This window comes from Kitasatospora sp. NPDC041917 (genome assembly GCF_055589745.1).
Genome location: NZ_JBVJBI010000017.1, coordinates 13427 through 39321, shown reverse-complemented (window position 1 = coordinate 39321; position 25895 = coordinate 13427). Strand labels below are relative to the sequence as shown.

At 75.5% G+C, this 25895-nt stretch carries 23 protein-coding genes; 14 read left to right on the top strand and 9 right to left on the bottom strand.

Going from position 1 to position 25895, the window contains the following annotated elements:
* Positions 1-25 precede the first annotated feature (25 nt).
* Positions 26-409 carry a tautomerase family protein gene (locus ACZ6EM_RS21500; protein ID WP_452178630.1) on the bottom strand — a complete coding sequence of 128 codons (384 nt, stop codon included), beginning with the start codon at positions 407-409 and terminating at the stop codon, positions 26-28.
* A 99-nt stretch (positions 410-508) separates the two neighbouring features.
* On the opposite strand from ACZ6EM_RS21500, the gene ACZ6EM_RS21495 reads away from it, so the two are divergent.
* Positions 509-1000 (top strand): MarR family transcriptional regulator, encoded by a 492-nt coding sequence (locus tag ACZ6EM_RS21495; RefSeq protein WP_401054702.1) that lies wholly within the window; start codon positions 509-511, stop codon positions 998-1000.
* A 30-nt stretch (positions 1001-1030) separates the two neighbouring features.
* Here the strand turns inward: ACZ6EM_RS21495 and ACZ6EM_RS21490 are convergent, their stop codons facing one another.
* Positions 1031-1744 (bottom strand): class I SAM-dependent methyltransferase, encoded by a 714-nt coding sequence (locus ACZ6EM_RS21490; protein WP_465773018.1) that lies wholly within the window; start codon positions 1742-1744, stop codon positions 1031-1033.
* 315 nt (positions 1745-2059) lie between these two features.
* Between ACZ6EM_RS21490 and ACZ6EM_RS21485 the strand changes: the two genes are divergently transcribed.
* The 3 genes from ACZ6EM_RS21485 to ACZ6EM_RS21475 all read left to right on the top strand — a co-directional run bounded on the left by ACZ6EM_RS21485 (position 2060) and on the right by ACZ6EM_RS21475 (position 6126).
* On the top strand, positions 2060-4150 hold the full coding sequence (locus ACZ6EM_RS21485; RefSeq protein ID WP_465773017.1) for a HelD family protein: 2091 nt from the start codon (positions 2060-2062) through the stop codon (positions 4148-4150).
* A 253-nt stretch (positions 4151-4403) separates the two neighbouring features.
* Positions 4404-5204 carry an aldolase gene (locus tag ACZ6EM_RS21480; protein WP_401047589.1) on the top strand — a complete coding sequence of 267 codons (801 nt, stop codon included), beginning with the start codon at positions 4404-4406 and terminating at the stop codon, positions 5202-5204.
* A 1-nt stretch (position 5205) separates the two neighbouring features.
* A complete protein-coding gene (locus tag ACZ6EM_RS21475) occupies positions 5206-6126 on the top strand; it encodes a dihydrodipicolinate synthase family protein (protein ID WP_401047592.1) in 921 nt (306 codons plus the stop codon).
* 70 nt (positions 6127-6196) lie between these two features.
* Here the strand turns inward: ACZ6EM_RS21475 and ACZ6EM_RS21470 are convergent, their stop codons facing one another.
* The gene (locus tag ACZ6EM_RS21470; RefSeq protein WP_452178624.1) at positions 6197-6772 is read right to left on the bottom strand and encodes a helix-turn-helix domain-containing protein; all 576 of its coding nucleotides are present in this window, start codon (positions 6770-6772) and stop codon (positions 6197-6199) included.
* Positions 6773-6936: 164 nt separating this feature from the next.
* On the opposite strand from ACZ6EM_RS21470, the gene ACZ6EM_RS21465 reads away from it, so the two are divergent.
* Together ACZ6EM_RS21465 and ACZ6EM_RS21460 are read left to right on the top strand one after the other, a co-directional pair.
* A complete protein-coding gene (locus tag ACZ6EM_RS21465) occupies positions 6937-7590 on the top strand; it encodes a formylglycine-generating enzyme family protein (RefSeq protein ID WP_401047598.1) in 654 nt (217 codons plus the stop codon).
* A 35-nt stretch (positions 7591-7625) separates the two neighbouring features.
* Entirely contained in the window at positions 7626-8147 is a 522-nt protein-coding gene (locus ACZ6EM_RS21460) for a GNAT family N-acetyltransferase (protein ID WP_401047601.1), read from the top strand.
* A gap of 7 nt (positions 8148-8154) precedes the next feature.
* Here the strand turns inward: ACZ6EM_RS21460 and ACZ6EM_RS21455 are convergent, their stop codons facing one another.
* Together ACZ6EM_RS21455 and soxR are read right to left on the bottom strand one after the other, a co-directional pair.
* The gene (locus tag ACZ6EM_RS21455; protein ID WP_465773016.1) at positions 8155-9078 is read right to left on the bottom strand and encodes a phosphotransferase family protein; all 924 of its coding nucleotides are present in this window, start codon (positions 9076-9078) and stop codon (positions 8155-8157) included.
* Positions 9079-9121: 43 nt separating this feature from the next.
* Complete coding sequence (gene soxR / locus ACZ6EM_RS21450; protein ID WP_359909625.1) at positions 9122-9670, bottom strand: redox-sensitive transcriptional activator SoxR; 549 nt, start codon at positions 9668-9670, stop codon at positions 9122-9124.
* A 57-nt stretch (positions 9671-9727) separates the two neighbouring features.
* Between soxR and ACZ6EM_RS21445 the strand changes: the two genes are divergently transcribed.
* Both ACZ6EM_RS21445 and ACZ6EM_RS21440 read left to right on the top strand, forming a co-directional pair.
* Entirely contained in the window at positions 9728-10459 is a 732-nt protein-coding gene (locus ACZ6EM_RS21445; RefSeq protein ID WP_401047604.1) for a thiamine pyrophosphate-dependent enzyme, read from the top strand.
* A 137-nt stretch (positions 10460-10596) separates the two neighbouring features.
* Positions 10597-11490 carry a transketolase family protein gene (locus ACZ6EM_RS21440; protein ID WP_452178621.1) on the top strand — a complete coding sequence of 298 codons (894 nt, stop codon included), beginning with the start codon at positions 10597-10599 and terminating at the stop codon, positions 11488-11490.
* A gap of 9 nt (positions 11491-11499) precedes the next feature.
* On the opposite strand, the gene treZ is transcribed toward ACZ6EM_RS21440, so the two are convergent.
* From treZ to glgX, 3 genes are all read right to left on the bottom strand, one after another.
* The gene (gene treZ / locus ACZ6EM_RS21435; protein ID WP_465773015.1) at positions 11500-13272 is read right to left on the bottom strand and encodes a malto-oligosyltrehalose trehalohydrolase; all 1773 of its coding nucleotides are present in this window, start codon (positions 13270-13272) and stop codon (positions 11500-11502) included.
* Positions 13272-15758 (bottom strand): malto-oligosyltrehalose synthase, encoded by a 2487-nt coding sequence (treY, locus tag ACZ6EM_RS21430; RefSeq protein WP_465773014.1) that lies wholly within the window; start codon positions 15756-15758, stop codon positions 13272-13274. Before treY ends, treZ begins: the two co-directional genes overlap by 1 nt.
* A gap of 180 nt (positions 15759-15938) precedes the next feature.
* Positions 15939-18062 carry a glycogen debranching protein GlgX gene (glgX, locus tag ACZ6EM_RS21425; RefSeq protein ID WP_401046914.1) on the bottom strand — a complete coding sequence of 708 codons (2124 nt, stop codon included), beginning with the start codon at positions 18060-18062 and terminating at the stop codon, positions 15939-15941.
* 406 nt (positions 18063-18468) lie between these two features.
* On the opposite strand from glgX, the gene ACZ6EM_RS21420 reads away from it, so the two are divergent.
* From ACZ6EM_RS21420 to ACZ6EM_RS21395, 6 genes are all read left to right on the top strand, one after another.
* Complete coding sequence (locus ACZ6EM_RS21420) at positions 18469-19743, top strand: SAV2148 family HEPN domain-containing protein (RefSeq protein ID WP_401046911.1); 1275 nt, start codon at positions 18469-18471, stop codon at positions 19741-19743.
* Positions 19744-19790: 47 nt separating this feature from the next.
* A complete protein-coding gene (locus tag ACZ6EM_RS21415) occupies positions 19791-20294 on the top strand; it encodes a GNAT family N-acetyltransferase (RefSeq protein ID WP_452178618.1) in 504 nt (167 codons plus the stop codon).
* A 56-nt stretch (positions 20295-20350) separates the two neighbouring features.
* The gene (locus tag ACZ6EM_RS21410; protein WP_401046922.1) at positions 20351-21100 is read left to right on the top strand and encodes an ABC transporter ATP-binding protein; all 750 of its coding nucleotides are present in this window, start codon (positions 20351-20353) and stop codon (positions 21098-21100) included.
* Positions 21097-23037: an FtsX-like permease family protein gene (locus ACZ6EM_RS21405; protein WP_465773013.1), complete on the top strand. Its 1941-nt coding sequence runs from the start codon at positions 21097-21099 to the stop codon at positions 23035-23037. The genes ACZ6EM_RS21410 and ACZ6EM_RS21405 overlap by 4 nt, the downstream gene beginning before the upstream one ends.
* Before the next feature lie 356 nt (positions 23038-23393).
* Positions 23394-24095: an exonuclease domain-containing protein gene (locus ACZ6EM_RS21400; protein ID WP_452178616.1), complete on the top strand. Its 702-nt coding sequence runs from the start codon at positions 23394-23396 to the stop codon at positions 24093-24095.
* Complete coding sequence (locus ACZ6EM_RS21395) at positions 24092-24559, top strand: GNAT family N-acetyltransferase (protein WP_465773012.1); 468 nt, start codon at positions 24092-24094, stop codon at positions 24557-24559. The genes ACZ6EM_RS21400 and ACZ6EM_RS21395 overlap by 4 nt, the downstream gene beginning before the upstream one ends.
* A 108-nt stretch (positions 24560-24667) precedes the next feature.
* Here ACZ6EM_RS21395 and ACZ6EM_RS21390 read toward each other — a convergent pair whose 3' ends face one another.
* Positions 24668-25726: a polysaccharide deacetylase family protein gene (locus ACZ6EM_RS21390; RefSeq protein WP_465773011.1), complete on the bottom strand. Its 1059-nt coding sequence runs from the start codon at positions 25724-25726 to the stop codon at positions 24668-24670.
* Positions 25727-25895: the final 169 nt, after the last annotated feature.

Genomic DNA, 25895 nt, shown 5'->3' with positions numbered 1-25895 from the left:
GCGACGGATCCGCGGGCGACCCCGGTCAGGCGACCCGGCCGCCGATCCCGGAGCGGCCCGCCGGGACGCCGTCGAGGGTGACCACGGTCTGCCGTCCGACGGCCTCGCCGAGCGCGCCGGTGATCGCCGCGGTGGCCGCCGCGACCAGACGGGCGGGCGCGTCGGGCACCTGCGGCAGGTGGTAGGCCGCCTCCCGCAGGCTCAGCAGGACCACCGGTGCGACCTCCTCGGTCGGCAGTCCGCCGATGCCCCGGCGGCGCTGGGGGACCCCGATCAGCTCGACCGCGACCAGCGGGCGGACCCGTTCGCCGAAGACGGAGGTGACGGCCTCGGTGAGGCCGGCGATGAGGGCCCGCTCGACCTCGGGGTCGAGGGACTCCTCGCGGATGTGCAGGCTCAGGTGCGGCATGGTGGAGCTCCGTTCGGCTCGGTTCGTACCATGGGCTGACGGGTTCGCTTTGCATGTAAAACAGCTTTGATGTCAAAGGTAACTGAGGAGGGGTGTGCGATGTCAACGGCCGAAGGGGAATCGCGGAACACGCCGTCGTCGACCGGGGCGGGGCTCGACGACGCGGTGCGGTCGATGCTGCTGCTGATGCCCCGGCTGGTCGGGCGGGCCAAGCGGATCCCCGTCCCCGAGCCGCTGCGCGGCCTCGCACTGGCGCCCCGCCACCTGTCGCTGCTGGCCTGCCTGCTGCTGGACGGACCGATGGGCGTGAACGACCTCGCCGCCCGGCTGGAGGTCGCCCCCACCACGGTCAGCCTGATGGTCGGCGACCTCGGCCGGCAGGGCATCCTCGAACGGCGCGAGGACGAGGCCGACCGCCGGCGCCGCATCGTCGCGATCGCCCCCGCCCGGCTGCCCGCCATCGAGGCCTGGCTCGCCCCGGGGGCCGTCGCCTGGCGCACGGCCCTCGGGCCGCTCGACGCGGCGCAGCGGCGCCTGGTGGTGGACACGCTGCTGGCGTACGAGGCGGCGGTGGGGCGGGAGCGGGACTGACGGCGGCCGGTGCGCCGGGCGGGAGGCCGGTCAGCGGCCGGGGGCCCGGCGGAAGAGCGCGGTGAGGAGGAAGGGGACGCCGAACAGCGTCGAACCGGGGCCCTGGGCGGCCATCGGGCGGATCTCCAGCGGGGTGAACTCGCGGAACAGCGAGCGGAGTTCGTCCGGCGAGTGCGCCAGGCCGCCCTCCAGGGCGCCGAGCCGGTAGAGCTCCTCGTCGGTCCGCTCGGAGCCCGTCGCGCCGGCCGCGAAGGCGGTGACGGCGAAGTGCCCGCCCGGTGCCAGCACCCGGTCGAGCAGGGCCAGGTAGCTGACCCGGCGGTGCGGCGGGAGGTGGTGCAGGCAGCCGGAGTCGTAGACCAGGTCGTAGTGGGCGTGGGGGAGCCGGGCCTCGAAGATGCTCGCCCGGTGGAACCGCAGGCCGGTGCCCGCGCCGGCCTCGCGGGCGCGCTCCTCGGCCCAGGTCACGGCGGTGGCGGAGAGGTCGACGGCGTCCACCTCGAAGCCGAGCGAGGCCAGGTGGACGGCGTTGCGGCCGGCGCCGCAGCCGAGGTCGAGCGCCCGGCCGGGGGCGAGCAGGCCGCGGTCCAGGTAGGAGGCCAGGTTCTCGTCCGGTTTCGGCGTGAAGAACGGGCGCTCGGCGGACCGGTCCGCGTAGAACCGGTCCCAGAACGGTTCGGCCGGCGGGAAAAGGCCGTCGAGGAGGGCGAGGACGTCTTCGGTGGTGCGGATCGTACGGTTCATTCCGCCGAGCGTAGGCCGTCCGGCGGGCGGGCGCCCCGGGCGCGAAAGCCGCTGTGCGGTGGGCTGTTGGGGCCGCCGGGGCACGGTGCGACAGAGGTGTTCCGGGCCCGGGCGGCCGCGTGGCGCCACCCCCGCCCCGGGCCGGGAAAGGGCGTTTTCGCGGGGTGGGGAGAGGCGCCTGGGGGGCGTGCCGGAATTCCGCCGGGAAAAGTGCCGTACGGGATTCGAGGGCCACATGCGAACCGGACAAGTCAACATTTACTTCCCCGGATTTCCTCTGCATAGTGGCGGGTCGAATCGAGAGGGGGCTCTTCCTTGTCGCAGATCCACGACAACGCCGCACAGCAGGTGGAGCTGGAGCGGGTGCAGGTGTCCGTCATCGGCGAGCTGTTCGACGAGCGGCTCGCCGGGGCGCGGGAGCAGCTGGGGCGGGTGCTCGCGTCGGCGGCGGACGGCGCGGGCGAGGTGTACGAGCGGGAGGTGGCGGCCGGGCGGCTGGCGGGCGAGGTGCGCCGGCTGCAGGGCGCCGAGGGCGGGCTGGTCTTCGGCCGGATCGACCTGGCGGACGGGACGGTGCTGCGGATCGGGCGGCTGGGGCTGCAACGGGACGAGGACGAGCTGCCGTTGCTGGTGGACTGGCGGGCGGAGGCGGCACGGGCCTTCTACGAGGCGACGCCGGTCCACCCCCTGGGGCTGCGGCGGCGCCGCCATCTGAGCCTGACGGGCCGCACGGTGGTCGGGGTGAGCGACGAACTGCTGGACGGTTCGGAGCCGGCCGCCGGGGACGTCGTGGGGGACGGCCCGTTGGCGGCGGCGCTGCGGGAGCGGCGGACCGGACGGATGGGGACGGCGGTCGCCACGCTCCAGACCGAGCAGGACGCGATCGTCCGCTCGCCGCACCGCGGGGTGACGGTGGTGCAGGGCGGCCCGGGCACCGGAAAGACGGTGGTGGCGCTGCACCGCGCCGCGTACGTGCTGTACGCGTTCCCGAAGGCGGCCGAGCGCGGTGTGCTGGTGCTGGGTCCGAACGCGCGGTTCCTCGACTACATCTCCCAGGTGCTGCCCTCGCTCGGGGAGAACGACGTCGTCCTGGCGACGTGCGAGGAGCTGGCCGGCGTCGCGCCGGGCGCCGTGGACGGGTTCGGGGCGGCGCGCCTCAAGGGCTGCGTCGAACTGGCCGACGCGCTGGCCGGGTCGGTCCGCTCGCGGCAGGCCCCGGGCGGGGACTTCACCGTCCGGGTCGGGCGGGAGTGGGTCCGCCTGGAGGAGGCGGAGGTCGCCGGGGCGCGGGCGGCGGCGCAGGCGAGCGGCCTCGCCCACAACCGGGCGCGCCGGCTGTTCCTGGAGCTGCTGGTGGACTCCCTGACCGGCGCGCTGGCCCGCGGCACGGTCGAGGCGCTGGAGCGCATCGACGCCGAGGTCGCGCTGCTCACCGGCATCGACCTCGACCGGATGGCGGCCCGGGACCTGCGCAGGCTCGGCGTCGACGACGAACCCGCCACGGGGGCCGACGAGTTCGACGCCGACGCCGTCCGGGCCGCGCTCCTGGACGACGCGTACGTGGACCGGGCCGTCGAGGAGCTCTGGCCGCGGCTCGTGCCGGGCGAGGTCGTCGACGCCCTGCTGGCCGACGCCGACGCACTGGCCGCGCGCCTGCCGCACCTCGGCGACGACGAGCGGGCGTCGCTGCTGCGCACGCCCGGCGCGCCGTGGGCCGACGCCGACGTGCCGCTCCTCGACGAGGCGGCGAGCCTGGTCGACGGGCCGCCCGAGCAGGCCTTCGGGCACGTCGTCGTCGACGAGGCGCAGGAGCTGACGGCGATGCAGTGGCGGATGATTCTGCGCCGGTGCCCGGGCCGGTCGATGACACTGGTCGGCGACTTCGCGCAGGCGGGCCCGGCGGCGACCGCACGGGACTGGCACGAGGCACTCGCCCCGCACGTCGGCCGCCGCTTCGACCTGCGGACGCTGACCGTCAGCTACCGGACCACGCGGGAGATCCTGGCCACCACCGGGGAGTTGCTCGGCCGGATCGCCCCGGGGCAGCCGCCGGTCCGGTCGATCCGGCACGGTGAGGAGCCCCGGTCCGTCGCGGTGGCGCCGGAGCGGCTCGCCGGTGAGCTGGTGCGCGAGCTGCGGGCGCAGGCCGCCGCGCATCCGGGCGAGCTGCTCGGCGTGGTCTGCGCGGACGGCCGGACGGCGGAACTGGCGGCCGCCGGGGTCGAGCGGTACGCCCGGCTGGTCCCGGCGTCGGAGGCGCGCGGCCTGGAGTTCGACGAGGCCGTCGTGGTCGACCCGGACGGGATCGTCGCCGCCCGGCCCGCGGGCGAACGGGACCTGTACGTCGCCCTGACCCGCGCCACCAAGCGGCTGTGCACGGTGACCCTTCGGGAGGCCGGGGCGTAGCGGGGTGCCTCCCGCACGGGAAGTCGGCCCGGCCGGCTTCCCGTGCGGCCGGGGTCGGGGCCGGGATCCGGGGTCCTGGTGGTGGGTGACCCGTCGACGCGAGGACACAAGGTGTCCTAAAGTGAATGACGTGTCTTCCCGGGGCTCCGCGGCGACGCCGGGCGGGTCGCCGCTGCCCGCGGCCCGCCGGTGCGGGCCGCACCCCGCGCCCCGGCGGACCGCTCCGACCGACGAGCGAAGGAGAACCACGGCGATGGCCGACACGTTCGAGACGGGCAAGACCGACCTGGTGGACCTGGCCCACCAGCGGATGCGGACCGCGATCCCCGACAACGACTGGACGGTGCGCCAGAAGCTGGCCCTGACCTGCCGCATCCTGTTCGACGCCGGCCACGACTCCGGGCTGGCCGGCCAGATCACCGCCCGGGCCGAACGCCCGGGCACCTACTACACCCAGCGCCTGGGCCTGGGCTTCGACGAGATCACCGAGGACAACCTCCTCCTCGTCGACGAGGACCTGCACGTCCTGGAGGGCGACGGGATGGCCAACCCGGCCAACCGGTTCCACAGCTGGGTCTACCGGGCCCGCCCGGACGTCAACTGCATCATCCACACCCACCCGCTGCACGTCTCCGCGCTCTCGATGCTGGAGACCCCGCTGGTCGTCTCGCACATGGACCTGTGCCCGCTCTACGACGACTGCGCCTTCCTGGAGAAGTGGCCCGGCATCCCGGTCGGCAACGAGGAGGGCGAGATCATCTCCGCCGCCCTCGGCGACAAGCGCGCCCTCCTGCTCGCCCACCACGGCCAGCTGGTCGCCACCGGAACCGTCGAGGAGGCGTGCACCCTGGCCCTGCTCTTCGAGCGGGCCGCCGAGCTGCAGCTCCTCGCCGGGGCCGCCGGGAAGATCCAGGAGATCCCCGAACCGCTCGCCAAGGAGGCGCACGACTGGATCTCCACCCCCAAGCGCGGCCAGGCGAACTTCGCCTACTACGCCCGCCGCGCCCTGCGGGCCGGCCACGGCGACGCGCTCGTCACCCGGAAGGACTCCTGAGATGCCCGCGACCACCCTGGAAGGGATCATCGCCTACCCGGTGACCCCGTTCTCCGCGGCCGACGGCGGCCCGGACCTCGACCGGCTCACCGAGCTGATCGACCGGCTGGTCCGCTCCGGCTGCCACGCCGTCGCCCCGCTCGGCTCCACCGGCGAGAGCGCCTACCTCGACGACCAGGAGTGGTACACCGCCGCCGAGGCGTCGGTGGCGGCCGTCGCCGGCCGGGTGCCCACCGTCGTCGGCATCGCCGACCTCACCACCCGCAGCGCCGTCCGCCGCGCCCGGTTCGCCGAACGGGCCGGTGCCGACGTGGTGATGGTGCTGCCGCTCTCCTACTGGCGGCTGGACGAACGCGAGATCACCCGGCACTACACCGAGATCGCCGACGCGATCGGCATCCCCCTGATGATCTACAACAACCCCGCCACCGCCGGGGTCGACCTCCGCCCGGAACTCATGCACCGGCTGGTCGACCAGGTGGAGAACATCACCATGGTCAAGGAGAGCAGCGGCGACATCCAGCGGATGCACCGGCTCACCCAGCTCTCCGACGGCGCCCTGCCGTTCTACAACGGCTCCAACCCGCTGGCCCTGGAGGCGTTCGCGGCCGGCGCGGCCGGCTGGTGCACGGCCGCACCCTGCCTCATCCCCGAGCTCACCCTCGACCTGTACCGGGCGGTGCGCGCCGGTGACCCGGAAACGGCCCGCCGGGTGTTCTACCGGCAGCTGCCGGTGCTGCAGTTCCTGCTCGGCGGGGGTCTGCCGACCACGGTGAAGGCGGGCCTGGCCCTGTGCGGCCTGGACGTCGGCGAGCCCCGGCACCCCTTGCTGCCGCTGGACGGGGCGCGGACGGCGCAGCTGTCCGCGCTGCTGTCCGCGGCGGGAGTCGCCCTGGCGGACGGCGCCGGGCCGAAGGCCTGACAGCGGCGTGGGGCCGCCCTGAAGTCGGGCTCGGGACGGCTTCAGGGCGGCCCCGGGCCCGCCGGGTCCGTCAGGGCAGCGCGGGAACCCGGTCCGCGGGGCCGTCCGGGTCGTCGTGGATGACCACGAGGATCTCGGCCGGCTCCGGCCCGGTGCTCCGGCAGCGGTGGGGCAGCGCCGAGTTGAAGTACACGCTGTCCCCGGGGCCGAGTTCGACGCTCCGCTCGGGGAACTCCAGCACGGCGGTGCCCGCGTGGACGAAGAAGAACTCCTCGCCCGTGTGCGACTTGAACGGCGGGTCCGCCGGTTCGGTCGGCGGGTACATCATGAACGGCACCATCCGCTTGCCGCTGAGCCCGGTCGCGATGCCCTCGTAACGGGAGACGCCGGAGCCCGCCCCGGTGCCGACGGGAGTGCGCTCACCGGCCCGGACGACGGTGACGAGCTCGGGCTCCACCTCGTCCGAGAAGAGCCGGCCGACGTCGACCTTGAGGGCGTGGGCCAGCTTGAGCGCCGTCGAGATCGACGGGTCGCTGATACCGCGCTCGACCTTGGAGAGGTAGCTCTTGGTGACGCCGACCTGCTCGGCGAGTGCCTCCAGGCTGAGCCGGTTCTGCTTCCTCAGCACCCGCAACCTGCCGGCCATGCGCCACCTCTCACCCACGGAATCGTCCCGTCCATTATCGGTCCGGCGTGCGGGGAAGCGCGGTCGCGGTGCCGGTCGGTGCCCGGTGGCCGGCCGGGCCGGGGGTCGGGGCGTTCCTGCGGCCCGTCCGACCGGACCCGCAGGAAACGCCCTAGGATCGGCGGATGATCACCGTACCGTCCGGCCGGGTCACCCTCTCCGACCGTCGCACCCGGCGCAGTTGGGCCGTCGACGTCGCCCCGTTCCGGCTGGCGGCCTGTCCGGTGACCCGCGAGCAGTACGAGGGCGCGACCGGCGACCGCCGCCCCGCGCACAGCGTCTCCTGGCTGGACGCCGTCCGCCACTGCAACGAGCTGTCCCGGCGCGAAGGCCTCGCGCCCGCCTACGAGGTGGACGGCGAGGACGTCTCCTGGGACCGCGCCACCGACGGCTACCGGCTGCCCACCGAGGCCGAATGGGAACACGCCTGCCGCGCCGGCACGGACGGCCCGCGCTACGGCCCGCTGGACGACATCGCCTGGTACCGCGGCAACTCGGGCGAGCGCCCGCACGAGGTGGGCGGGCTGCGCCCGAACGCCCACGGGCTGTACGACCTGCTCGGCAACGTCTGGGAGTGGTGCTGGGACCGGTACGACCCCGAGGTGTACGGCGAGTACCGCGTCCTGCGCGGCGGCGGCTGGTTCGACGAGCACTGGAGCTGCCGCGCCTCCGTCCGCCGCCGGAGCCACCCGACGCTGCGGATCGACGACGTGGGATTCCGGCTCGCCCGCTCCATCCACAGCCTGCCGCGCACCGGTCCCCGGCCGCCGCTCGGTTGAGGAACCGTCGAGTCCGCTCGGGCGTTGGCGCCTGCATGAGTGATGAATCAGTGTCCCTGCGCCCGATAGCCGAGGCCGACCTCCCCGTGGTCGAGGGGCTGGTGAACGACCCGGAGATGCTGGGGGAGTTCCAGTGGTACGGCTGGCGCGATCCGCAGCGGTACCGCCGCCGGTGGCTGGAGAGCGGGCTGCTGGAGGAGGGGCAGTGGATGCTCGCGGTCGAGGTCGGGGGCAGGTTCGGCGGTTTCGTCGCCGCCAACCGCAGCGGGGTGCGGCCGTCCGCCCCGTACTGGAGCATCGGCGTGCAGCTGCTGCCGCACGTGCGCGGGCGCGGGATCGGCACCCGGGCCCAACGGCTGCTGGTGGACCACCTGTTCGCGCACTCCCCGGTGATGCGGCTGGAGGCGGACACCGAGGCGGGCAACCTGGCCGAGCAGCGCGTCCTGGAGAAGCTCGGCTTCACCCGGGAGGGCGTGCAGCGCGCGGTGACCTTCCGGGCCGGCGCGTGGCGCGATGTCGTCCGGTACAGCCTGCTGCGCACCGACCCGCGTCCGTAGGGCGTGCCTAGGCGATCCCGAACCACTCCTCGGCGAGGGCGTCCAGCGTCCGTGCCGAGGGCTTCAACTCCCGCAGGTACCACGGCAGGTTGCTGTACACGTGGAGCAGGGTGCACGCCATCAGCAGCCGGGGCTCGAAGCGGCGGCCGTAGGCGTTCAGCAGGTGGCCGAGCAGGTGCGGGTCCCCCCGGGTGGTGAAGAGTCCGACGGCGACCAGGTCGTAGGCCGGGTCGCCGATCATCGCGGGCTCGAAGTCGATCAGGCCGGTGAGGCGCCAGCCGTCGGCCGGGTCGGTGAGCAGGTGCTCGCGCATGAACTCGGTGTGCAGCAGGGAGCGCCCGGGCGCGGCGGGGAGCGGGGCGGCGGCGAGGAAGTCCGGGATCTGCTCCAGCCACTCCCGCGCCAGCCCGCGTTCGCGCTGGCGGGCCACCGCGCCCGTGGCCCGGCGGGCCAGGAAGGCCGGCCAGTCGCCGGGGCCGAGGACGTCGGCGAGCGGCTCGGGGTCGAGGGCGTGCAGGGCGGCGAGCGCCTCGCCGCAGCGGCGGGCGATCCGCTCGCGGTCGGGCGGCGGGATGCGCGGCCAGGCCGGGGCGAGGCCCTCGCCGGGCAGACGGGACATCAGGACGTGGCGCCAGCCGTTGACGTACTCGCCGGCCTCGTGGACGGTCGGGGTGGGGATCGGCAGTGCGCCGTCCAGGCGGGTGAGCACGCGCTCCTCGACGATGCCGTCCCGGGCGGAGGCGGCCGGGAACAGCTTGAGCACCAGCGCGTCGCCGACCGCGTAGACCGGCACGGAGCCCTCGGGGAAGCGCTCCAGGGGCAGGCCTCCGACGCCCAGCCGGGCGCAGAGCGCCTCGGCGCCGGGGCGCATCACCGTCTCGTCGGGGACGACCGCGTCCCACTCCTCGTCCGTCAGCACCAAGGGCAGCACGGGCGTACCGTAGGCAGGTGAACGGCCCCGGCGCAAAGGGTTTTCAGTGCCCCTCCGGGCGGGTGCCGCAGGTCTCCATGCCCGACGGGACCGGTTCGGGTCCGCCGTCCGGGTCGCGGGTGAGCAGGTAGCGGGCGCCGGGGCCGGCCTCGCCGGCGCGGTCGGCGGCGTTGTAGAGGGCGCAGCGGGAGAGGGACAGGCAGCCGCAGCCGATGCAGCCGGTGAGCTTGGCCTTGAGCCGTTGGAGTTCGGCGATCTGCTCGTCGATCCGGCTCTGCCAGGACGCGGCGACCCGGTCCCACTCGGTGCCGCTGGGGGCCGGGCGCTCGGGGAGGCGGTCGAGGGCGACCTTCGCCTCGTCCAGGGAGAGGCCCACCCGCTGGGCGGCGCGGATGAAGGCGATCCGGCGCAGCGTGCCGCGGGTGTAGCGGCGCTGGCCGCCGGAGGTGCGGGTGGCCTGGATCAGGTCGAGGCTCTCGTAGTAGCGCAGCGCGGAGGCGGCGAGGCCACTGCGGCGGGCGAGTTGGCCGATGGTGAGCAGGTCGCCGTGGTGCGGGCCGGGGGCCCGGCGGCCGTCGGAGTGGGCGGTCATGGGAACCCACTGTAGCCGCTTGACCTCAAGTCGGCTTTAAGGTGCAGCATCGTGGTCATGACGACGAACGCGACCGCCACGAACGCGACCGGCACGAACGCGACCGGCACCCGATTCGAGGACCTGCCCGCCCTGATGGCGCTGATGACCGGCGCCGAGAAGCACGGCCCGGCCGCCACCTCCACCCTGGACGCGCTCTGGGTGCTGTACGACCGGGTGCTGCGGGTGGCCCCGGAGACCGCAGAGGCCCAGGACCGCGACCGCTTCCTGCTCTCCAAGGGCCACGGCCCGATGGCGTACTACGCCGTACTGGCGGCCAAGGGCTTCCTCGACCCGGCCGTGCTGCCGAGCTTCGGCGGCTACGACTCGCCGCTCGGCCACCACCCGGACCGCACCCTGCTCGCGGGCGTCGAGATCGCCTCCGGCTCGCTGGGACACGGCCTGCCGCTGGCCGTCGGCACCGCGCTCGGGCTGCGGGCGCAGGGCCTGACCGACCCGGCGGTGTGGGTGCTGGTCGGCGACGCGGAGTTCGACGAGGGCTCCAACGCCGAGGCGGTGGCCTTCGCCGGGGCCTACGGGCTGGAGCGGCTGCACGTGGTGGTGATCGACAACTCCTCGGCCACGCACGGCTGGCAGGGCGGCATCGCCCAGCGCTTCGCGGCCGAGGGCTGGTCGACCGCCACGGTGGACGGGCGCGACCACGAGGCGCTGCACCGCGCGTACACCGCGGAGCACCCGGGCCGCCCGCACGTGGTGGTCGCCCGGGTCGAGCCCAAGGAGCAGCACTGAGCACCCGGCGGCAGCCCCGGCCCGCCGACACCACGACCCGCCCCGCCACGACCGATCAGGCCACGACCGATCAGGCCACGACCGATCAGGCCACGACCGATCAGGCCACGACCGAGCCCCCGAGAGGAACTTCACCGATGGACACCATGCGCGAGCGCTTCGTGGACGTGACCACCCGCCTGCTGGACGAGGACCCCCGGCTGGCCGTGGTGCTCGCCGACATCACCGCGGCCGCCTTCGCCCCGGCACAGCAGCGCCACCCCGACCGGGTGGTCAACGTCGGCATCCGCGAGCAGCTGCTGATCGGCGCGACGGGCGGCCTGGCGCTCACCGGGATGCGTCCGATCGCCCACACCTTCGCCAGCTTCCTGATCGAGCGGCCCTTCGAACAGGTCAAGCTGGACCTCGTCCACCAGGGCGTCGGCGCCGTGCTGGTGAGCGCGGCGGGCTCGTACGACTGGCCGGCCGGCGGCCGCACCCACATGTCCCCGGGCGACGTCGCCCTGCTGGACACCCTGCCGGACTGGACGGTCCACGTCCCCGGCCACCCGGACGAGGCCGAGCGACTGCTGCGCCACGCCTACGCGGACGGCGACCGCAATGTGTACGTCCGGCTCTCGGAGCACCGGAACGCGGCCGCGGTGCCGGTCGAGCCGGGCCGCTTCACCACCGTCCGGTCCGGCTCGCGCGGAGCCGTGCTCGCCGTCGGGCCGATGCTGGACGCGGTGCTCGCGGCCACCGAGGGCCTGGACGTCGCCGTGCTGTACGCGGCGACGGTGCGCCCCTTCGACGCCGCCGGGCTGCGCGCGGCGCTCGGCGACCGGGCGGACGTGGTGCTGGTCGAGCCGTACCTGGCGGGCACCTCCGCGAACGAGGCGCACGCGGCGCTCGCCGACCGCCCGCACCGGGTGCTGGGCCTGGGGGTGCCGCGCGAGGAGCACCGGCACTACGGCTCGATCGCGGAGCACCTGGCCGCCTACGGCCTGGACGCCCCGGCGCTCCGGGAGCGGATCGGCACCTTCCTCCGGTGAGCCCGGCCGCTACGGTGGGCCCGTCGTGCCGGTGAACGTCCGGCCGGGCTGCACGGCGACGACCGCCACCGCGTCCGCCGCCAGCCGCACCGCCGTCCCCTCCAGCTCCGCCGCCCCGAAGGCCGCCACCACCTCGCGCCCGGTGGCCCCGAGCGGCAGCGCGGCCCCGTCCGGCCCGAGGTTGACGGCGATCCGGTACGGCCCCCGGTGCACCACCAGCCGGCCCGCCGCCTCGTCGAAGTCCGCGCGCACCGCGCCGAGGTCGGGGTCGGACAGCTCCGGGCGCTCGCGCCGCAGCCGGATCAACGTCCGGTACCACGTGAGCAGTTCGGCGTGGGGGGCGCGCCGGAGCTCGGTCCAGTCGAGGACCGAGCGCAGCACGGTGGCCGGCTCCTGGGGGTCGGGGACGGCCTCGGCGGCCCAGCCGTGCCCGGTGAACTCCCGGCGCCGGCCCTGCCGGACGGCCTCGGCGAGGTCCGGGTCGGTGTGGTCGGTGAAGTACTGCCAGGGGGTGGCGGCGCCCCACTCCTCGCCCATGAAGAGCATCGGGGTGAACGGTGAGGTGAGCACCAGCGCCGCGCCGCAGGCGAGCCGGCCGGGGGAGAGGCTGGTGGAGACGCGGTCCCCCAGCGCCCGGTTGCCGACCTGGTCGTGGGTCTGGAGGTAGCCGAGCAGCCGGTGGCCGTTGCCGGGCGGGGTGAACGGGCGTCCGTGCCGGCGGCCGCGGAACGAGGACCAGGTGCCGTCGTGGAAGAACCCCCGGGTGAGCGTCTTGGCGAGGGCGGCGAGCGGCGCGTGCGCGAAGTCCCCGTAGTAGCCCTGGGACTCGCCGGTGAGCGCGCAGTGCAGGGCGTGGTGGAAGTCGTCGCTCCACTGCGCGGTGAGGCCCTGTCCGCCCGCCTCGGGCGGGGCGGTGGTGGCCGGGGTGTTGAGGTCGGACTCGGCGATCAGGAACAGCGGCCGGTTGGTGGCGACCGCCAACCTCCCCACCTCGGCGGAGAGTTCCTCCAGGAAGTGGACGGCCCGGTCGTCCGCGAGGGCGTGCACGGCGTCCAGCCGCAGCCCGTCGATCCGGTAGTCGCGCAGCCAGGCCAGCGCGCTGCCGATCAGGTAGGCGCGTACCTCGTCCGAGCCGGGCGCGTCCAGGTTGACCGCCGAGCCCCACGGGGTGTGGTGCCGGTCGGTGAAGTACGGGCCGTACGCGGGAAGGTGGTTGCCGGACGGGCCGAGGTGGTTGTGCACCACGTCGAGCACCACCCCGAGGCCCTTGCGGTGGGCGGCGTCCACGAAGCGCTTGAGCCCCTCGGGCCCGCCGTAGGGCTCGTGGACGGCCCAGAGCGAGACCCCGTCGTAGCCCCAGCCGTGCCGGCCGGGGAACGGGCAGACCGGCATCAGCTCGACGAAGTCCACGCCCAACTCGACCAGGTGGTCCAGGCGTTCGGCGGCGGCGTCGAAGGTGCCGCGGGCGGTGAAGGTGCCCACGTGCAGCTCGTACAGCACCGCGCCGGGCAGCGCCCGGCCGCGCCGGCCGGGCCGCGACCAGCGGAACGCGGCGTGGTCCACCGCGCGGCTGGGCCCCTCCGGGCCGTGCGGCTGCCGGGCCGAGCGCGGGTCGGGCAGCGGCGGGCCGTCGTCCAGCCGGAAGGCGTAGTCGCCCGCCGGGGCCTCGCCGGACCACCAGCCGTCCCGGTCCGGGCAGCGGGCCAAGTCGTAGGCGAAGCCGTTGACGTCGACCCGCACGCGGGACGCGGCGTTGGGCGCCCACACCTGGTAGCGCGGCATCAGTGCCTCCTCGTCAGCAGGGCCACCGGCAGGGCCGCCAGCAGCTCCGCCACCGGCACCGTGCCCGCCGGGAGGTCGCGCCCGGTCAGCTCGTCCGTCCAGGGCCCGCCGGCCGGCAGCTCCAGCACGGTGTCGCGCCAGCCGCCCGCCCGCTCCAGCCCGTACGGCAGCCGGGTGACGGCGGTGACCACGTCCTCGCCCCGGGCGAAGGCCAGCAGGTGGTCACCGGCGGGGCCCGCGGCGTGCAGCGGCCGGTACGGGCCGAGCGGGCGGGCGCGGCGCAGGTGCAGCGCGGTGGTGGTGAGGTGCAGCTTCTCCCGGGCGAGGTCGCCGGGGCGCGGCGCGGCCGCGTCGGTGAGCCGCACGGCGAGCGCGCCGAAGTCCACCACGCCCCGGTTGTCCGGGTCGACCAGGGTGTACAGCGGCTCCTCGCTGCCCTGGTAGAGGTCCGGCACGCCCGGCACGGTGAGGTGCAGCAGCGCGGCGGCCAGGGTGTTGGCGCGGGCGTACGGGGCGAGGGCGTGGACGGTGCCCTCGATCCGGGGGAGCAGCCCGGGGTTGGCGTGGACCGCGCGGGCGCGCTGCTCCAGGGCCCGCTCGTAGCGGGGGTCGGGGGTGGTCCAGGAGGTGTGGAGCTTGGCCTCGCGGGCGGATTTGAGCAGGGCGGCGACCAGCCGGTCCGGGCCGATCGGCCAGGCGGCGACCAGGGTGTGCCACAGCAGCCAGTCGGCGTCCGGGTCGAAGCCGGGGCCGGCGGCGGTGGACCAGGCGGCGGCCTCGGCGGCCCAGGCGTCCGGCCGCTCGGCGAGCACGGCGAGCCGGGCCCGGGCGTCGGCGCTGCGCTTGGTGTCGTGGGTGGACAGCACCGTCATGCTGTGCGGCCAGGTGCGTTCCAGGTAGCGGCACCAGTCGTGGAAGTCCGCGGGGCGCAGTCCGGGCCGGGCGGGCTCGCCGCCGACCTCGTTGAGGCCGGGCAGGGCGTTCCAGCGGTAGAAGGCGGTGTCCTCGACGCCCTTGGCGGCCACCGCGGCGGCGGTCTGGGCGAAGCGGGTGCAGAACTCGTCCTTGTCGGCGCCCCGGCCCAGCTCGCCGAGGGCGAGCGCGGCCACCAGCCGGTCGGTCGGGTCGGCGGAGCCCTCCAGGGCGGCCCGCAGCTGCTGCGCCGAGGCGGCCGGGACCGCCTCGCCGGGCCGGGCGTACGGCCGGTACGCCGGGTAGCCGGTGAGCAGCCGGCCGAGCGCGGCGCGCAGCTGCCCCGGCGAGTGGTCGGCGTGCGCGGGCTCGGCGGCGCCGATCCGCAGCGCGATCCGCACCAGCCGGTCGACCTCGGCGGCGAGTTCGCCGTCCGGCCCAGCCATGTCGGCCCGCCCGCGCCGGGCCTCGGCGACGGCGGGGTGCGGGTCCGCGCAGAGGTCCCGGACCGGGCCGCCGTGCCGGAAGGACTCGTACGCACCGGCCAGCCGGCAGGCGCCCGCGTGGTCGGTGAGCACGCCGTCGATCCGGCGCAGCGCGTCGTAGCCGGTGGTGCCGGCCACCGGCCAGTCCTCGGGCAGCCGCTCCTCGCCGGTGAGGATCTTCTCGACCACGACGTACGCCCCGCCGGTGGTCCCCGACGCCCCGCCGGTGGCCGCTGCCAGGCGCCGCAGGTAGCCGCGCGGGTCGGCGAGCCCGTCCGGGTGGTCGATCCGGAAGCCGTCCAGGACGCCGTCCGCGTGCAGTCCGAGCAGGACGGCGTGGGTGGCGGCGAACACCTCCGGGTCCTCGGCCCGCAGCGCGATCAGCTCGTTGACGGTGAAGAAGCGCCGGTAGTTGAGCTCGGTGCGGGCCAGGCGCCACCAGGCGAGCCGGTACCACTGGCGGCCGAGCAGCTCGGACAGCGGCAGCTCCTCGGTGCCGGGGCGCAGCGGCAGCTCGTGCTCGTGGTAGCGCAGCACTCCCCCCGCCGGGCGGCCGGGAGGCGCCCCCACGGCGTCCACGGTGAGCTGGTCCAGGACGGCGCCGAGCCGGTCGCCGAGCAGCGGCAGCAGCACCCGGCCGCGCCCGGGGGCGTCGGCGGGGCCGGCCTGGGCGGTCCAGTCGATGTCGAACCAGCGCGCGTACGGCGAGTCGGGACCGTCGCGCAGCACCTGCCACAGCGGCCGGTTGAGCCGTTCGGGGGCGGGCACGGCCATGTGGTTGGGCACCACGTCGGCGATCAGCCGCAGGCCGTGGCGGTGCGCGGCGGCGGCCAGTTCGCGCAGCGCCGGCTCGCCGCCGAGCTGCTCGCTGATCCGGGTGTGGTCGACGGTGTCGTAGCCGTGGGTGGAGCCGGGGACGGCCTCCAGCAGCGGGGACAGGTGCAGGTGGGAGACGCCGAGGGCGGCCAGGTAGGGGACGGCGCCGGTGGCGTCGTGGAGGGTGAAGCCGGGCTGGAGCTGGAGGCGGTACGACGACGAGGGGACGGTGGCGGCCGGGCGGGGCTGCGCGGGCTCGGCGGCGGGGGTCATAGCTCCATAGGTACCCGGGGGAGGCCGCCGCCAAGACCCGCTGCTGGCCCGAACAGGTGACCGCCCCCGGCCGTCCGAAGGGCCCGCGCCGCGTTCGGTGACCGGCCCGGCCGGGCGCCGCGGCACCGCCGGCACGCCCCAGGCGGGGCGCCGCGGCACCGCCGGCACGGACCGGAGCACCTAGGCGGGCCGCTGCAGCACCATCAGCGAGCGGTCGGTGAGCCAGAGGGCGTCCCCGGCCTTGACCCGGGCGCCGGTGCCGGGGGCGGGCAGCCGGGGCCGGGCGGTGTCGACCACGACCTGCCACTCCTGCCCGTGGTCGGCGGGCACGGTGAACTCCAGCGGTTCGGAGTGGGCGTTGAACAGCAGCAGGAAGGAGTCGTCGACGATCCGGCCGCCGCGCCGGTCCGGTTCGGAGATCGCGTAGCCGTTGAGGAAGACGGTCAGCGACTTGGCGTAGCTGGCGCCCCAGTTGCGCTTGGTCATCTCCTCCCCGGTCGGGGTGAACCAGGCGATGTCGGTGAGGTCGTCGAAGCCGCCGGAGGCGGACACCGGCCGCCCGTGGAAGAACCGCCGCCGCCGGAACACCGGGTGGTCGCGGCGCAGCCAGATCATCCCCTGGGTGAACTCCAGCAGCCGCGCCTGCGGCCCGTCGCCCTCGGGCCAGTGCACCCAGGTGAGTTCGTTGTCCTGGCAGTAGGCGTTGTTGTTGCCCAGCTGGGTGCGGCAGAGCTCGTCGCCGTGCGAGAGCATCGGCACGCCCTGGGAGAGCATCAGGGTGGCGATGAAGTTGCGCTGCTGGCGCTCCCGCAGCTCCTCGACGGCCGGGTCGGCGGCGGGGCCCTCGACGCCGCAGTTCCAGGAGCGGTTGAAGGACTCGCCGTCCCGGTTGTCCTCGCCGTTGGCGTCGTTGTGCTTCTCGTTGTACGAGACCAGGTCGCGCAGGGTGAAACCGTCGTGGCAGGTCACGAAGTTGATCGAGGCGATCGGGCGGCGGCCGTCGTCCTGGTAGAGGTCGGCGGAGCCGGTGAGCCGGGAGCCGAACTCGGCGAGGGTGGCGTTCTCGCCGCGCCACAGGTCCCGCACGGTGTCCCGGTACATGCCGTTCCACTCCGTCCACAGCGGGGGGAAGTTGCCCACCTGGTAGCCGCCCTCGCCGAGGTCCCAGGGTTCGGCGATCAGCTTGGCCTGGGAGACCACCGGGTCCTGCTGGACCAGGTCGAAGAAGGAGGACAGCCGGTCCACCTCGTGGAACTGCCGGGCGAGGGTGGCGGCGAGGTCGAAGCGGAAGCCGTCCACGTGCATCTCGGTGACCCAGTAGCGCAGCGAGTCCATGATCAGCTGGAGCACGTGCGGGCTGCGCATCAGCAGACTGTTGCCGGTGCCGGTGGTGTCCTCGTAGAAGCGCTGGTCGCGGGCGAGGCGGTAGTAGGAGACGTTGTCCAGGCCGCGCAGCGACAGCGTCGGCCCCAGGTGGTTGCCCTCGGCGGTGTGGTTGTAGACGACGTCCAGGATCACCTCGATCCCGGCCGCGTGCAGCGCCTTGACCATGGACTTGAACTCCTGCACCTGCTGGCCGCGGTCGCCGGTGGAGGAGTAGGAGGAGTGCGGGGCGAAGAAGCCGACGGTGTTGTAGCCCCAGTAGTTGGCGAGGCCGAGGTCCCGCAGCCGGTGGTCGCGGACGAACTGGTGCACCGGCATCAGCTCGATCGCGGTGACGCCGAGCTTGGCCAGGTGCTCGATCACCGCCGGGTGGGCCAGGCCCGCGTACGTTCCGCGGATCTCCTCGGGGATGCCCGGGTGCAGCCGGGTCAGGCCCTTGACGTGGGCCTCGTAGATGACGGTGCGGTGGTAGTCGGTGCGCGGCGGCCGGTCGGTGCCCCAGTCGAAGTACGGGTTGATCACCACCGAGTGCATGGTGTGCGGGGCGGAGTCCAGGTCGTTGCGGCGCTCGGGGGCGCCGAAGTGGTAGCCGTAGACCGACTCGTCCCAGTCGATGTGCCCGCTCATCGCTTTGGCGTACGGGTCCAGCAGCAGCTTGGCGCTGTTGTGCCGCTGGCCCAGGCCCGGGTTGTACGGGCCGTGCACGCGGAAGCCGTAGCGCTGGCCGGGCTGGACGCCCGGGAGGTAGGCGTGCCGGACGAAGGCGTCCGTCTCGCGCAGCTCGACGGCCGTCTCGGAGCCGTCCTCGGCGATCAGGCACAGCTCGATCCGGTCGGCGCTCTCGGAGAACACGGCGAAGTTGGTGCCGGCCCCGTCGTAGGTGGCGCCGAGCGGGTAGGGCGTACCGGGCCAGACCTGCATGACTTCTCAACTTCCTTGCTGCCGACGGAAACTGACGTGTGCTCCGACAACGGGACCGGCCGCCTGCCGGGGCCCGGACGCTCTCTTCCCGGCCGGGCGGCCGGGCATGTGCGTGACCGTGCGCCGTGACGCACGGCACAGCCGCCGTGACGCGCGGCACAGGGCATACTCCCCGAGCCCCTCCCCGCGGGCCGGGACATCCGGCCCGGGTTGGGCCGAACGAGCGCCCGTCGGGCATTCGTGTGAAGAGTGCTCCGGTGGTGCGGGAGGGGCCCCGGGCATCCGGCTGCGATCGGCTCGCGGCGGGCAGTACCCTTGATCGTCCGGCCGCCCGGGGCGGGCCGACGGGCTTTCGACGGTCCCCGCGCCCGCGGGGGCCGGCCGCAGCAACCAGATGAGGTGGCGCATGGTGTTCCCCGCCGGCGGCCGCGGTTCCGGGCCCGGCGGCCCCGACCGGGGCGCGACCCGCAGCGAGGCGCCCACGGTGGTCATGCGTCCCACCCTGACCGGCCGGGCCCTGGTGCCCGCCCAGGGCGGCCCGGTCGAGATACCCGCACTGGCCTGGTCGGCCGGCGAATGGGAGGACGCCTACCAGCGGGTCCGGCTGTCCGGCCGCGCCTACGTCTGGCTCAACCTGGTCGAACAGCGGCTGCGCGCCCTGGTCGACGAGGTGCTGCACCCGATCTACGCCCCCGCCCACGGCGAGGACTGGGTCACCGCCGCCGCCGGGCCGGCCGGCGAGGAGTGGGCGCACCGCGCCGGGGCCGTGCGCGAGGTCAGCCGCCGCAAGGGCTACCTCCTCGACCCGGCCGACGACGACCCGCTGGTCTTCCTCACCCTGCCCCAGCTGCGCGAACTGATGGTGCAGCACTGGCCCTGCTTCGAGCCGTACCTGGCCGACCGGCGCGAGATCGAGCTGGCGCTGGACGAGCTGGAGGTGGCCCGGCACGTGGTCTCCCGCAACCGGGTGCTCACCCAGACCGTGCTGGCCCAGACCGAGCGGGCCGCCGCCCGGCTGCTGGCCGTCCTGGACGGGGGCGCCGGCGGGGTGCCCGCCGACGTGGTCGAGTCCCTGGTGGCCGGCCGGTACGCGGACGTCGTCGCCGTGCACGCCGACCGGGTCCGGCTCCAGCGCGACCTCCCCGTCGAGGACCTGCTGGACGGCGCCCGGCGCCTCGACGCCCTCGGCATCGGCCTCGGCATGCTCTGCCAGAACTACACCGGCAAGCGCCTGGTGCGCCTGGCCGGCGAAGGCTGTCGGGTGCGGCTGCTCTTCCTCAACCCGGCGAGCAGCGCGGTGCGCCGCCGCGAACGCGAACTCGGCCTCGGCCGCAGCGAGTTGTCGCGCTCCATCGAAATGAACATCATGCACGTGCGGCGGGTGCGGGCCCGGCTGCGGGACCAGGGCGGCTTCGAGATCCGGGTCTTCGACGAGACCCCGCGCTTCACCGCCTACCTGGTCGAGGGCCCCCGCACGGCCGGCCAGGCGGGCGGCCGCCGGCAGGGCCGCGACCTCGGCGTCATCCAGCCCTACCTGCGCCGCGCCCGCGGCATGGAGTCCCCGGCCCTGGTGCTGCGCGGCGGCGCCGGCCAGCAGCCCGGCGGCACCGAGGCCGGACTGCTGGAGGTCTACCGCGAGGAGTTCGAGGGCGCCTGGGCCGACTCCCGGCCGGTGTCCTGACGAAAACGGCTGGTCGGAGCGGTGACGCGGCTGCCAGACTGCGGGCCGTGAACATCGCCCCCGACTGGAGCCTGCGCCCCGCCGCGCCCGAGGACCTCGAACCCGTCACGGACCTCAAGGCCCAGGTCATGCGCGCCGACCTGGAACGCCTCGGCCGCTGGGACCCGGCCCGCTCCCGGGAGCGGGTGAGGGCGTCCTTCTCGACCAGGTACACCTCCGTCATCCTGGTGGACCGGGCCTTCGCCGGCTGTGTCACCGTCCGCCCCGACGAGCGGGGCGGACGCCACCTGGAGCTGTTCTACCTGGCCCCGCACCTCCAGGGGCGGGGCCTGGGCACCGCCGTGCTGCGCCACCTCCTCGCCGAGGCCGACGCCGCCGGAGAACCGTTCCGCCTCGTCGTCCTCCGCGGCAGCGCCGCCCAGCGACTGTACGAACGCCACGGCTTCACCGTCGTCCACGAGGATCCGGTCGACGTCTTCCTGCACCGCCCCGTCGGCGGGACCGAGGTCCGCGCCGAAGTCCTCGGCGGGGCACGGCGGCTGACGGCATAACGATTCCCCCAAACCACCTGGTCAGGGCCGTGGCCACCGTGGTAGGTGTGGCTGCTGTGAAGATCACGGGGGAGAACGGGGCCGTCCTGCGGCTCGACGACGTACACCGCACCTACGGAACCGGCCCGGAGGCCGTACGGGCGCTCAGGGGGGTGGACGTCGAGTTCGCCCGCGGCGGCTTCACCGCCGTCATGGGCCCCTCCGGCTCCGGCAAGAGCACCCTGCTCCAGTGCTGCGCCGGCCTCGACCGGCCCGACAGCGGCCGGGTCACCCTGGACGGGGCCGACCTCGGCGCACTGGGCGAGACCGAGCTCACCGTGCTGCGCCGCCAGCGGATCGGCTTCGTCTTCCAGGCCTTCAACCTGGTCGGCTCGCTCACCGCCGAACAGAACGTCGGGCTGCCGCTACGGCTGGCCGGCCGCCGCCCCGACCCCGCGCAGGTGCGCGGGGCGCTCGCCCAGGTCGGCCTCGGCGAGCGCGCCGGACACCTGCCCTCCCAGCTCTCCGGCGGCCAGCAGCAGCGCGTCGCGATCGCCCGCGCGCTGATCACCCGGCCGCGCATGCTGTTCGCCGACGAACCGACCGGCGCCCTGGACTCCGCCAGCAGCCGCGACGTCCTCGCCCTGCTGCGCGACCTCGTCGACCAGGAGGGCCAGAGCACCGTCATGGTCACCCACGACCCGGTCGCCGCCGCCTACGCCGACCGCGTGCTCTTCCTCGCCGACGGCCGGATCGTCGACGACCTGCCCCACCCCACCGCCCAGCACGTCGCCGAGCGGATGACCGCCCTGGAGACGGCGGCATGACCTCGATCACCACCCTGCTGCCGGTCGCCACCGCGAGCCTGCGGCGGCGCAAGTCCGCCTTCGCCGGCTCCTACGTCGCCCTCACCCTCGGCGTCCTGCTCGTCGCCACCACCGGCAGCCTGCTCCACGACACCGCCGGCGACGACTCCCCGCTCGGCGCGCCCTCCCTGCACAAGGTGCTCCAGTTCACCGCCGCGATGGCCGCCTTCGTCGCCGTCTTCGTCGTCGCCGGGACCTTCGCCTTCGCCGTCGCCCAGCGCCGCCAGGAGATCGCGATGCTGCGCGCCGTCGGCGCCACGCCCCGGCAGATCGTCTGGCTGATCACCGGCGAGGCCGCCGTCGTCGCCCTCGCCGCCGCCGTCAGCGGCTGCCTGCTCTCGCTGCCCGGCGCACCGGCGCTCGCCGCCTGGCTGGTCGCCCGCGGGGCCGCCCCCGACGGATTCACCGCGCACCCCGCCGCCGGGCCGATGCTGCTCGCCGCCGCCGTCGGCCTCCTCGTCGCCCTGCTCGGCGCCGTCACCGCCGCCCTGCGGGCCGGCCGGGTGCGCGCCGTCGAGGCGCTCGGCGACGCCGCTGCCGACCGCGCGGCCATGACCCCGCTGCGCTGGACCTGCGCGCTGCTCGGCCTCACCGCCCTGGCCGGCACCGTCGGCTACTACCTGGCCGCGCCCACCATGACCCCCGCCCCCGGCGACCAGCCCGACGACCCGCAACTCGCCTCCCAGTGGGTGCTCGGCGCCGACCTGCTCGCCATCACCGCGCTCGCCCTGTTCGCACCGGCCGTCGTACCGCCGCTGCTGCGACTGCTCAGCGCCCCGCTCGCCCGGGCCGTCGCCGCCGCCCCGCTGCTCGCCCGGCAGAACGCCCTCACCGCCGTGCGCCGCACCGTCTCCACCGCCACCCCGGCCTTCCTCGCCATCGCGCTCACCGGCACCGTGGTCGGCTCCACCGCCGCCTTCGCCGACGCCATGACCGCCCAGAACCGGGCCCTCGCCGCCGCCGCGTACGTGCTGCGCCCCGGCGGCGCCCCGCTGCCCGCCGACGCCGCCCACCGGCTCACCGCCGCCCGCCCCGGACTGCACGCCACCGCCACCACCGCCACCGTGGTCACCGGCCTCGGCGCCGCCGCCCCCGCCTTCGACGACCACGGCGAGGACTCGCCCGCGAGCGCGCCGTCCGCCGCCACCGTCGTCGACGGCGACCTCGCCACCGCCTGGACACTGCCCGCCGTCGACGGCAGCGCCGCCGACCTGCGCGGCGCCACCCTCGCCGCCTCCACCGACCAGGTCCGCGGCCACGGCTGGAAACTCGGCGACCAGGTCAACCTGCGCCTCGCCGACGGCACCGTCACCAGCCTGCGGCTCGCCCTCGTCTACCGCACCCAGCTCGGCCTGGACGAGGTCCTGCTCAGCGGCGACGCCGTCGCCGGCCACCTGGCGGGCGCCCGTCCCGCCGCCGTCCACCTCGACGCCGAACCGGCCGACCGGCTCGGCGGCACCCTCACCGACGCCCACGACCCCGGGCCCGACCCCGGCGCCCACTACGCCTGGATCGCCACCACCACGATCCTCGGGCCCGCCCTGCTCTACGCGCTGATCGCGATCGTCAACACCATGGTGATGAGCACCGCCGACCGCCGGCGCGACTTCGGCGTGCTGCGGCTGGCCGGGACGGTGCGCCGCCAGGTCACGTCGATGGTCGCGCTGGAGGCCGTCCTGGTCGTCGCCACCGCCGCGCTGCTCGCCCTGGCCGTCACCGCGCTCACCCAGTACGGCACCACCGCCCTGCTCAACCACCGCATCCTGGCCGGCCGGGCCACCGTCGCCCTGCGACTGCCCTGGGCACCGCTCGGCGCCGGCACCGCCCTGTGCCTGCTGCTCGCCGTCGCCTCCAGCGTCCTCCCCAGCCGCCTCGCCCTCGCCACCCCGCCCCGCTAGCCCACGCCGGCCCGCTGGCCCACGCCGGCCGCCCCGCCCGCCCCGGTCGCACCCCGCGACCGGGGCGGTCGGCATGACGGGCTCTCAGCACTCCCACGGGTTCGGCACGGCCGCGCCGGGCGGCTCGACGTCACCGCCGGACGCCCGGCCCGGCGCTCGTCGCGCCGGCCGCGAACGGTGCGGCATCGGGCCGACGAGGGGGCGCCGGCAGGACCGGGGCGCCGCTCGGGGGCGGCCCCTTCGTCCGCGCCCGGGGCCCGGGCGGGCCCGTGACCGGGCTCCCCGCGGGCCGGGTTGTCGGTGGGCCGGGTGATGATAGGGGCTGTTTCGAGAGGCAGGACGGAAGGACACACCTGATGAGCTGGTGGCAGCAGCCACTGGTCGGCTTCGACCTGGAGACCACGGGCACCGACCCGGCCGTGGACCGCATCGTCACGGCCGCGCTCGTGGACACCGTCGGGGCCGCCCGGGTGGGCGCCGCGCACTGGCTGCTCGACCCCGGGGTGCCGATACCCGCCGAGGCGGCGGCGATCCACGGGATCGGGGACGAGGTGGCGCGGAGCAAGGGCAGGCCCGCGAAGGAGGCGGTGGAGGAGATAGCCGCCGCGCTGTGCGAGCGGATCGCCGCCGGGCGGCCGGTGGTGGCGTTCAACGCGCCGTTCGACCTGTCGCTGCTCGACGCCGAGCTGCGCCGGCACGGGCTGGCGACGCTCGCCGAGCGCCTGGGCAGGCCGGTCGGGCCGGTGCTGGACGCGCTGGTGATCGACCGGGCCGTGGACAAGTACCGCAAGGGCTCGCGCACCCTGCAGCGGGTCTGCGAGCTGTACGGGGTGGAGTTGACGGACGCCCACGAGGCGGGCAGCGACGCGCTCGCCGCCGTGCGGGTCGCCGTCGCGCTGGCCGGGCGCTACCCGGCCGAGGTGGGGGCGCTGGAGCCCGCCGAGCTGCACCGCCGGCAGATCGACTGGTACCGGCAGTGGGCCGAGGGCCTCCAGGCCTGGCTGCGCCGCGGCAAGGACCCGCAGGCGGTGGTCGACCCGCGCTGGCCCGCCCGGTGACGGCCGTGCGGCCCGCGCGCCCCGCGGACCTGCCCGGCTTCCTCGCCCTCGCCGCCGAGGTCGAGCACTGGTTCGGCCCGATGGTCGCCGAGCCGGGGTTCCACCGTGCGGTGCGCGGCAGCATCGACGGGGGCCTGGCGACCGTCGCCGAGGACGGCGAGGGGCTGCTCGGCGGCCTGCTGCTCGGCGCCGCGGGCCCGGGGCCGTACCACCTGCACTGGCTGGTGGTGGCCGGGCGCGCCCGGGGCACCGGTGTCGGCCGGGAGCTGGTCGAGGACGTGCTGCGCCGTCATGTCCGGGGCCCGGCCACCGTCGAGGTGGTGACCTTCGGCCCGGACCACCCGGGCGCGGTGGCGAGCGGCGCCCGGGTCTTCTACGAGCGGCTGGGTTTCACCCCGGCCGAGGCCGCCGCCCCGGGCCCGGAGGGCGGCTCCCGGCAGGTCTACCGGCTGCGCGTGCCCTGACGGCCGCCGTACGGGAGCCGTCCGCGGTACGGGGGCCGGGGAGGTGGGGGAGAACGGGGGGAACGCCCGGAGCGTTCCGGGCGGAGCCGAGGCCCCGACGGCCCTGGCCTACGCGGCCGGGAAGTCGAAGGTGTAGCCCTGGGCGACCAGCCAGGGCAGCAGCTGCTTGAGCGCGGCCACGGTCTGGCTGCGGTCGCCGCCGCCGTCGTGCATCAGGATCACGCCGCCGGGCCTGAGCTGCTTCTGCACGGCCGAGACGATGGCCGGCGTGCCCGGACGCGCCCAGTCGCGCGGGTCGACGGACCAGCCGAGGGAGGACATCCCGAGGCTCGCGGTGATGTGCTCGTTGTCGGCGTTGAAGCCGCCGCCCGGGGCGCGGAACCAGCCGACCCCGGTGCCGGGGCCGCCGGCCTGGACGATCATGTTCCGGGCGTCGGTGATCTCGGCCACGGCCTTGTCGTGCGGGAGCTTGGCGAACGGCTGCGGGTGGTGGACGCTGTGGTCGCAGAGCCGGTGCCCGGCGGCCAGGACGCGCTTGACCATGGCGGGGTTGGCGGCGGCGTTCTGGCCGATCTGGCAGAAGGTGGCCTTGACGTGGTACTGGGCCAGCAGGTCGAGGATCTGGCCGGTGGCCGGGCCGGGGCCGTCGTCGAAGGTGAGCGCCACGGTGCGGCCGCCGGAGGCGGTGGAGCCGATCACGGTGCCCGCGCCGGTGTGCGGGGGCGGCACGGCGGGCGAGGACGGCGCGGCGGTCGGGGTGACCGGTGGGGTCTGGGTGGCCGGAGCGGTGGGTGTGGTGGGCGTGGTGGGAGTGGTCGGCGCGGTGGAGACGGGGGAGCCCGTGGCCGCGGTCGGCCTCGGCTTCGCCGGCACCGCCGGTGCGGGGGCGGCCGGTGCGGGGGCGGCCGGGGAGCCCGCGCCCGGTGGCACGGCGTCCGATCCGGGCGCCGGCGCGAGGGTGGTCGCCGCCGTCCCGCCCGGTTCGGTGGCGGCCGGCGTCTGCGTCCCGGACGGCGCCGCCGCGCTCGGCGGCCGGAGTGCCCCGCTGGCGGTCCCGCACGCGGCCAGCCCCAGGGCGGCGGCCACCGCGACGCAGCCCGCGAGCAGCCGGCGCCCGGATCGGGACGGTCGGGTCGGGGCGGAGGGGCGGCGGGCGGTCCGGTGCATGGCGGCGGCTCCTGAGGTGCGAGTGCGGTGCCGATCTCTCGGGTCAGGACGACTGTCCGACAGGACGCCGATCGTACGTTCCGCGGTTGCGGACCGGACCGACCCGCCGTAAGAGTCTTCTCACACTCGCCCCGCTGGCGGCCCCGCCGCTCCACGGGTAACGGGGAGG